At 76.0% G+C, this 5,975-nt stretch carries 5 protein-coding genes and 1 pseudogene; 4 read left to right on the plus strand and 2 right to left on the minus strand.

Annotated elements, in window-relative coordinates:
* Positions 1-406 precede the first annotated feature (406 nt).
* Both MW084_RS18705 and MW084_RS18710 read left to right on the plus strand, forming a co-directional pair.
* Entirely contained in the window at positions 407-2,197 is a 1,791-nt protein-coding gene (locus MW084_RS18705) for a SpoIIE family protein phosphatase (RefSeq protein WP_338057720.1), read from the plus strand.
* A 199-nt stretch (positions 2,198-2,396) separates the two neighbouring features.
* Positions 2,397-2,789, plus strand: a 393-nt coding sequence (locus tag MW084_RS18710) for a YchJ family protein (RefSeq protein ID WP_275563695.1), incomplete at its 5' end; no start/stop codon positions are given.
* Between the two features lie 4 nt (positions 2,790-2,793).
* Here the strand turns inward: MW084_RS18710 and MW084_RS18715 are convergent.
* Positions 2,794-3,054, minus strand: a complete 261-nt coding sequence (locus MW084_RS18715; RefSeq protein WP_010473822.1) for a hypothetical protein — start codon at positions 3,052-3,054, stop codon at positions 2,794-2,796.
* Between the two features lie 441 nt (positions 3,055-3,495).
* Here MW084_RS18715 and MW084_RS18720 point away from each other — a divergent pair, with 441 nt between their 5' ends.
* On the plus strand, positions 3,496-4,296 hold the full coding sequence (locus tag MW084_RS18720) for a VOC family protein (RefSeq protein WP_010473824.1): 801 nt from the start codon (positions 3,496-3,498) through the stop codon (positions 4,294-4,296).
* 160 nt (positions 4,297-4,456) lie between these two features.
* A pseudogene (locus tag MW084_RS18725) lies at positions 4,457-4,712 on the plus strand (WhiB family transcriptional regulator); the annotation flags it as partial.
* Between the two features lie 58 nt (positions 4,713-4,770).
* Here MW084_RS18725 and MW084_RS18730 read toward each other — a convergent pair.
* Positions 4,771-5,745, minus strand: coding sequence for an acyl-ACP desaturase (locus MW084_RS18730; protein ID WP_010473828.1), 975 nt, complete (start codon positions 5,743-5,745; stop codon positions 4,771-4,773).
* Positions 5,746-5,975 lie beyond the last annotated feature (230 nt).

Below are 5,975 nucleotides of genomic sequence, written 5' to 3' on the forward strand. Positions count from 1 at the left end.
CGCCNNCNGGCGGGCCCGNCCCGCGGCGCCCGGGAGGCGCGCGGTGACCGGCGCCGGCACCGACGTGCCGACGTGGCCCGGCGGCCTCGACGCGGTGCTCACCGAGACGATGCGCCGCACCGGCGCGTCCGTCGGGGCCTTCTACCTGCTGGTCCCCGAGGAGGACCTGCTGCAGCTGGTGGTGGTCGGCGGGGTCCCCGCCGAACTGGCGACACCGTGGTCACGGGTGTCCCTCGCCTCCCCGGCGCCGGTCTCCGACGCCCTGCGGGAGAACCGGCTGGTCTGGATCGGCGACCAGACGGAGATGGCGCGCAGCTACCCGCGCTCGGCCGTGGCCCTGCCGTACCAGCTGACGCTGGCGGCCGTACCGGTCAGCGGGGAGCGGCGCTGGGGGACCCTGCTGCTGATGTGGCCCGGCAGCCGCCCGCCCCGCGCGACCCGCCGCGAACGCTCCCACATCGCCTCCAGCGGGCGGCGGCTGGCGCGCCTGCTGGACGAGGCGGCGGACGCCGGCCGGCCGGTGACCGCGCCCAACGTGCCGCGCGTCCTGGGCCGCGACGAGGTCCGGCGCCCCACCGGATCGCAGGCGGCCGCGGCGGCCGCGGACTTCGCCGAGCGGCTGCCCGAAGGGTGCTGCGCCCTGGACCTCCAGGGCCGCATCTCCTACATCAGCACCAGGGGCGCCGCCCTGCTCGGCGGCGACCCGCGGACCCTGCTGGGCACGCTCCCCTGGCAGGCCCTGCCGTGGCTGGACGACCCGGTGTACGAGGACCGCTACCGCGCCGCCGTCATCAGCCGCCGCCCCGCGTCCTTCACCGCCTGCCGGCCCCCCGACCGCTGGCTGGACTTCCGGCTCTACCCCGACGCGAGCGGCGTCAGCGTCCGGATCACGCCCGCCGGCCGGCGGCAGGAGGGCCAGGACCCCCCGGTCGCGGACCCGGACCGGCAGGCGCCCGCCGCGCCGACCCGGGTGGGGCAGCTCTACCAGCTGCTGCACCTGGCCGCCGCCCTCACCGAGACGGTCGGCGTGCAGGACGTGGTGGACCTGGTCGCCGAGCAGATCATGCCCGCGTTCGGCGCCCAGGGGCTGGTGCTGTCGACCGCCGAGTCCGGGCGGCTGCGGATCACCGGTTCGCGCGGCTACCCGCGGCGGGCCCTCGAACAACTCGACGGCCTGCCCCTGGACACCTCCTTCACCCCCGCCGGGCAGGCCCTCTCCACCGGGGTGCCGTCCTTCTTCGGCGACCCCGGGGAGATGGCGCGGATCTACCCGGAGGCGCCCCGGGTGAGCGGCAAGCAGGCGTGGGCGTTCCTGCCCATGATCGCCTCGGGCCGGCCGGTCGGCGTCTGCGTCCTCACCTACGACCGCCCGCACGCCTTCCCCGCCGAGGAGCGGGCCGTGCTCACCTCCCTGGCCGGCCTCATCGCGCAGGCCCTGGACCGGGCGCGGCTGTACGACGCCAAGCACCAGCTCGCGCACGGGCTGCAGGAGGCGCTGCTGCCGCACACGCTGCCGACCGCGCCCGGGCTGCGCGTCGCGGCCCGCTACCTGCCCGCCACGCGCGGGATGGACATCGGCGGCGACTTCTACGACCTGCTGCGGGTCGACGCCGCCACGGTCGCCGCGGTCATCGGCGACGTCCAGGGGCACAACGTGGCCGCCGCCGCCCTGATGGGGCAGGTCCGCACCGCCGTCCACACCCACGCCACCGCGGGCGCGGCACCCGAGGAGGTGCTGGCCCGCACCAACCGGCTGCTGCTGGACCTGGACCCCGGTCTCTTCACCACCTGCCTGTACGCCCGGATCGACCTGGAACGGGGACGCGTGCGGGCGGTCAGCGCCGGCCATCCGCCGCCGCTGCTGCGCTGCCCCGACGGCCGCGCCCGGCGCCTGGAGGTGCCTCCGGGGCCGGCGCTCGGGATCGACCCGGACGCCGCGTACCCGGTGACCGAACTCGACCTTCCGCCCGGCTCCGTACTGGTCCTCTACACCGACGGGCTCGTCGAGACGGCCGGGGCGGACATCGAGGAGGCCATCGACGCCCTGGCCGGCCACCTCGCCGGGTGGGACGCCCGGGAGCCGGACCGGCTGCTGGAACTGCTGCTCGGCCAAGCGGGCCCGGCCGACCGGCGTACCGACGACATCGCGCTGCTCCTGGTCCAGTTCTCCCCGGACGCGCCGGCCGGCCCGCCCTGACCCGCCGCACGGCGGGCACCGGGCGGGCGCCGCACCCCACCGGAACGCCGCCGCCGTACGCACCGCCCCGGCTGCGACGGCCGCGGCGGGCTCCCGGCCGGTCGCGGCCGCCGGGACCGGCGCGGCCCGCCGGAGCGGCCCCCGGCAGAATGGCCCCATGCCGCGACGCAAGCCCCGCCCGAAGTCCGCNCCCGCCNNNCCGGCCGTCCGGCCGGTGGGGCCGTGCCCCTGCGGGCTGCCCGCCCCGTACGCCGAGTGCTGCGGCCCCTTCCACGCGGGAGGCGCCGAGGCCCCGACCGCGGAGCGGCTGATGCGCTCCCGCTACAGCGCCTTCGTGGCGCGCGACGAGGCGTACCTGCTGCGCACCTGGTCGCCCGCGACACGGCCGCACGCCGTCGACTTCGACCCGGACCTGCGCTGGACCGGCCTGGAGGTGCTGGACACCACCGGCGGCACCCTGTTCCACACCACCGGCACGGTCACCTTCGCCGCCCGCCACACCCACCGCGGCGAGCCGGGCGAGCTGCGCGAGCGCAGCACCTTCGAGAAGGCGGACGGCCGGTGGCTGTACGTGGACGGCACCCCGGGCTGACCCGTCAGAGGACCCCGCCGCCGGGGCGGAGCACCAGCCCCGGGTTGTACGCGGCGAGCACCTTGTTCGCGCGGGCCAGCGCCGCCAGGGCGTGCTCCCGGTCGGCCTGGTCCTCCTGGCACATCGGCCCGCGGAAGCGGCGCACCTCACGGGCCGCGCACTCGGCGTCGATCTCCGCCTGCAGGACGCCCATCGGCATGCACGACCCGATCAGGGCGGCGACGTGGTCGGGGATCGGGACGGGGATGAGGCGCGACACGGTCACGAAAGGTCCTTTACTGCCGTCCTGCTCGTGGCAGGCGCCGGGCACGGGTGTACCCACCCATGGTGACGGCTCGCGGCACCGCTTCTCACACGAATCCGTATCCGTCCTGCAACCGTTTCCGGGGTTTCCCGCCCGACCCCGCGGTGCGGTAAGGCCCGGAAGGCGGCCGCACACCCGTACGGGCGGCGGGAGGCGCGGCCTCCGGGGCGGGGCGGCCGCCGCGCCCGGACCCGGTGCCGCGCGGCACCGGTGGCGGACCCCCGGCGCACCGCCGCGCCCGAGATGTTCCGATATGCGGGTTGTGCGCGCTCCGCCTACCGTAACCCCCAGGGAGAGGCGGCGGGGCCGGAGGCCGGACCGCCGGCGGACGCCGCACGCCCGGGACGCCCGGAGAACCCGAAGGGGCGCGGCCGAGCCGCGCCGAGAAGGAGTGACACGCCCATGCTCACCACCCGCTTCGTCACCGGCTCCCCGATCTGGGTCGACCTCGGCACGCCCGACCTCGACGGGGCGCGGTCGTTCTACCGGGCCCTGTTCGGCTGGGAGTTCGCCCCGGCGGGCCCCGAGGCCGGCGGCTACGGGATGTTCACCCGGGAGGGCCGGACCGTCGCGGGCGGCATGACCGTCCCGCCCGAGCGGGGCGAGCCGGCCTGGATGCTGTACTTCCACACCCCCGACGCCGAGGCCGTCGCGACCGCCGTGCGCGCGGGCGGCGGCACCGTCACCCTCGACCCGATGGACGTCCTCGACCTCGGCCGCATGGCCCTGTTCACCGACCCCACCGGCGCGGGCTTCGGCGTCTGGCAGCCCGGCGCGAACCGGGGCCTCGACGCGGTCGGCGAGCCCGGCGCCCTGTGCTGGACGGAGCTGTACACCCCCGACCCGGTGGCCGACCTGTCCTTCTACGACATGGTCTTCGGCATGGAGGCCCACACCGCCGCCGAGGGGGCGGGCGGCGCGTACACGCTGCTCCGGCCGTCCGGCGCCGGACCGGCCTCGCCCGACGACGCGTTCGGCGGCGTCGTCCCGCTCGCGAGCGACCCCTCCGAGACGGCCGGCGGCCCCTCGTGGACGCCGTACTTCGCGGTGGACGACCTCGAAGCGGCCATCGCGGAGGCCGAGCGGAACGGCGGGAAGGTCCGCAAGGGGCCCACCGACGTGGCGGGCCTGGGCCGCTGCGCCAAGCTCACCGACCCCTACGGCGCCCGCTTCGCGGTGCTGGGCGGGGGCCGCGGGGCGTGACACGCCCGCGCGCCGGGGCCCCTTGCCGGGTCACCGCGCGCGGGGGCATCCTGACGGGGAGCGACCGCCCCGCGGGCGTTGACCCGTCGTTGAGGAGTCGTTTATCCGTCCTGGGCAGTGTGGTCCGCATGCCGACGTACCGCACCGAAGACCGCACCGNCCCCCGCTCCGCCCCCGCCCGGGCCGGCGCCGAACCCTCCTGGCAGGAGACCGCCCTGTGCGCCCAGACGGGGCCCGAGCTGTTCTTCCCCGAGCCGGGCTCCTCGACCCGCGAGGCGAAGTTCCTCTGCGGGATGTGCGAGATCCGCCAGGTCTGCCTGGAGTACGCGCTCACGCACGACGAGCGGTTCGGCGTGTGGGGCGGGCTCTCGGAGCAGGAACGGCACGAGCTCAGGCGGCGGCGGGCCCGCCGCTGAGCGTCCGTCCCGCCGCTGAGCGTCCGCCCCGCGGGCCGGCGGCCCGCCGCCCCGGCCGTCAGCCCTCGGCGCGGGCCGCCATGCGGGCCTTGCGCGCGGCCAGCCTCTCGTCGAACTTCGCCGCCTCCGCGTCCAGCCCGTTCATGTAGAGGCCCAGCTCCTCCTGCGCCTTGAGGCCCTCCGGGCCGAGCCCGTCGATCTCCAGGACCTTGAGGAACCGCAGCACCGGCTGGAGCACGTCGTCGTGGTGGATGCGCAGGTTGTAGATCTCGCCGATGGCCATCCGGGCCGCGGCCCGCTCGAAGCCCGGCATCCCGTGCCCGGGCATGCGGAAGCCGACCACCACGTCCCTGACCGCCCGCATGGTGGGGTCGGGCGCGAGCTCGAAGGCCGCGCCCAGCAGGTTCCGGTAGAAGACCATGTGCAGGTTCTCGTCGGTCGCGATGCGCGCCAGCATGCGGTCGCACACCGGGTCGCCCGACTGGTGCCCGGTGTTGCGGTGCGAGATCCGCGTCGCCAGCTCCTGGAACGCCACGTACGCCACCGAGTGCAGCGCCGAGTGCCGGTTGTCCGACTCGAAGCCCTCACTCATGTGGGCCATGCGGTACCGCTCCAGCTCGTCGGGGTCCACCGCCCGCGAGGCGAGCAGGTAGTCCCGCATCACGATGCCGTGGCGGCCCTCCTCGGCGGTCCAGCGGTGCACCCAGGTGCCCCAGGCGCCGTCCCGGCCGAAGAGGGTGGCGATCTCGTGGTGGTAGCTGGGCAGGTTGTCCTCCGTGAGGAGGTTCACCACCAGGGCGATCCGGCCCACGTCCGACACCTTCGACTGCCGCGGGTCCCAGGGCTCCCCGTCCTCGAAGACGCCCGGGAAGTTCCGGCCGTCCGACCACGGCACGTACTCGTGCGGCATCCAGTCCTTGGCGGCCTTGAGGTGGCGGTTCAGCTCCTTCTCGACCACCTCTTCCAGGGCGTACAGCAGCCGGGCATCGGTCCATTCCGCCGAACTGCCGAGGGGGGAAGAGGCAAGGGTCACGGGTACTCCTGGAAAAGCGGTTGCTACTTACGGACTCGTAGGTTACGAGACCGTAGGTTAAGCGGGCCGTAAGCCCCCGGCCAAGCCCGCCTCCGCCACCGGTCGGTCACCCTCCGCGACCGGGTGCGGAGCGGAAGGAGCCGGGCCCCGCCGGCGTGCGGCGGCGATCGCCTTCGGGCGGGCGCGCTCCCGGCCGGGGAGGGCGCCNGNNNGANGGCTGNCGGNNNCCA

Source organism: Streptomyces sudanensis (assembly GCF_023614315.1).
GTDB lineage: Bacteria > Actinomycetota > Actinomycetes > Streptomycetales > Streptomycetaceae > Streptomyces > Streptomyces sudanensis.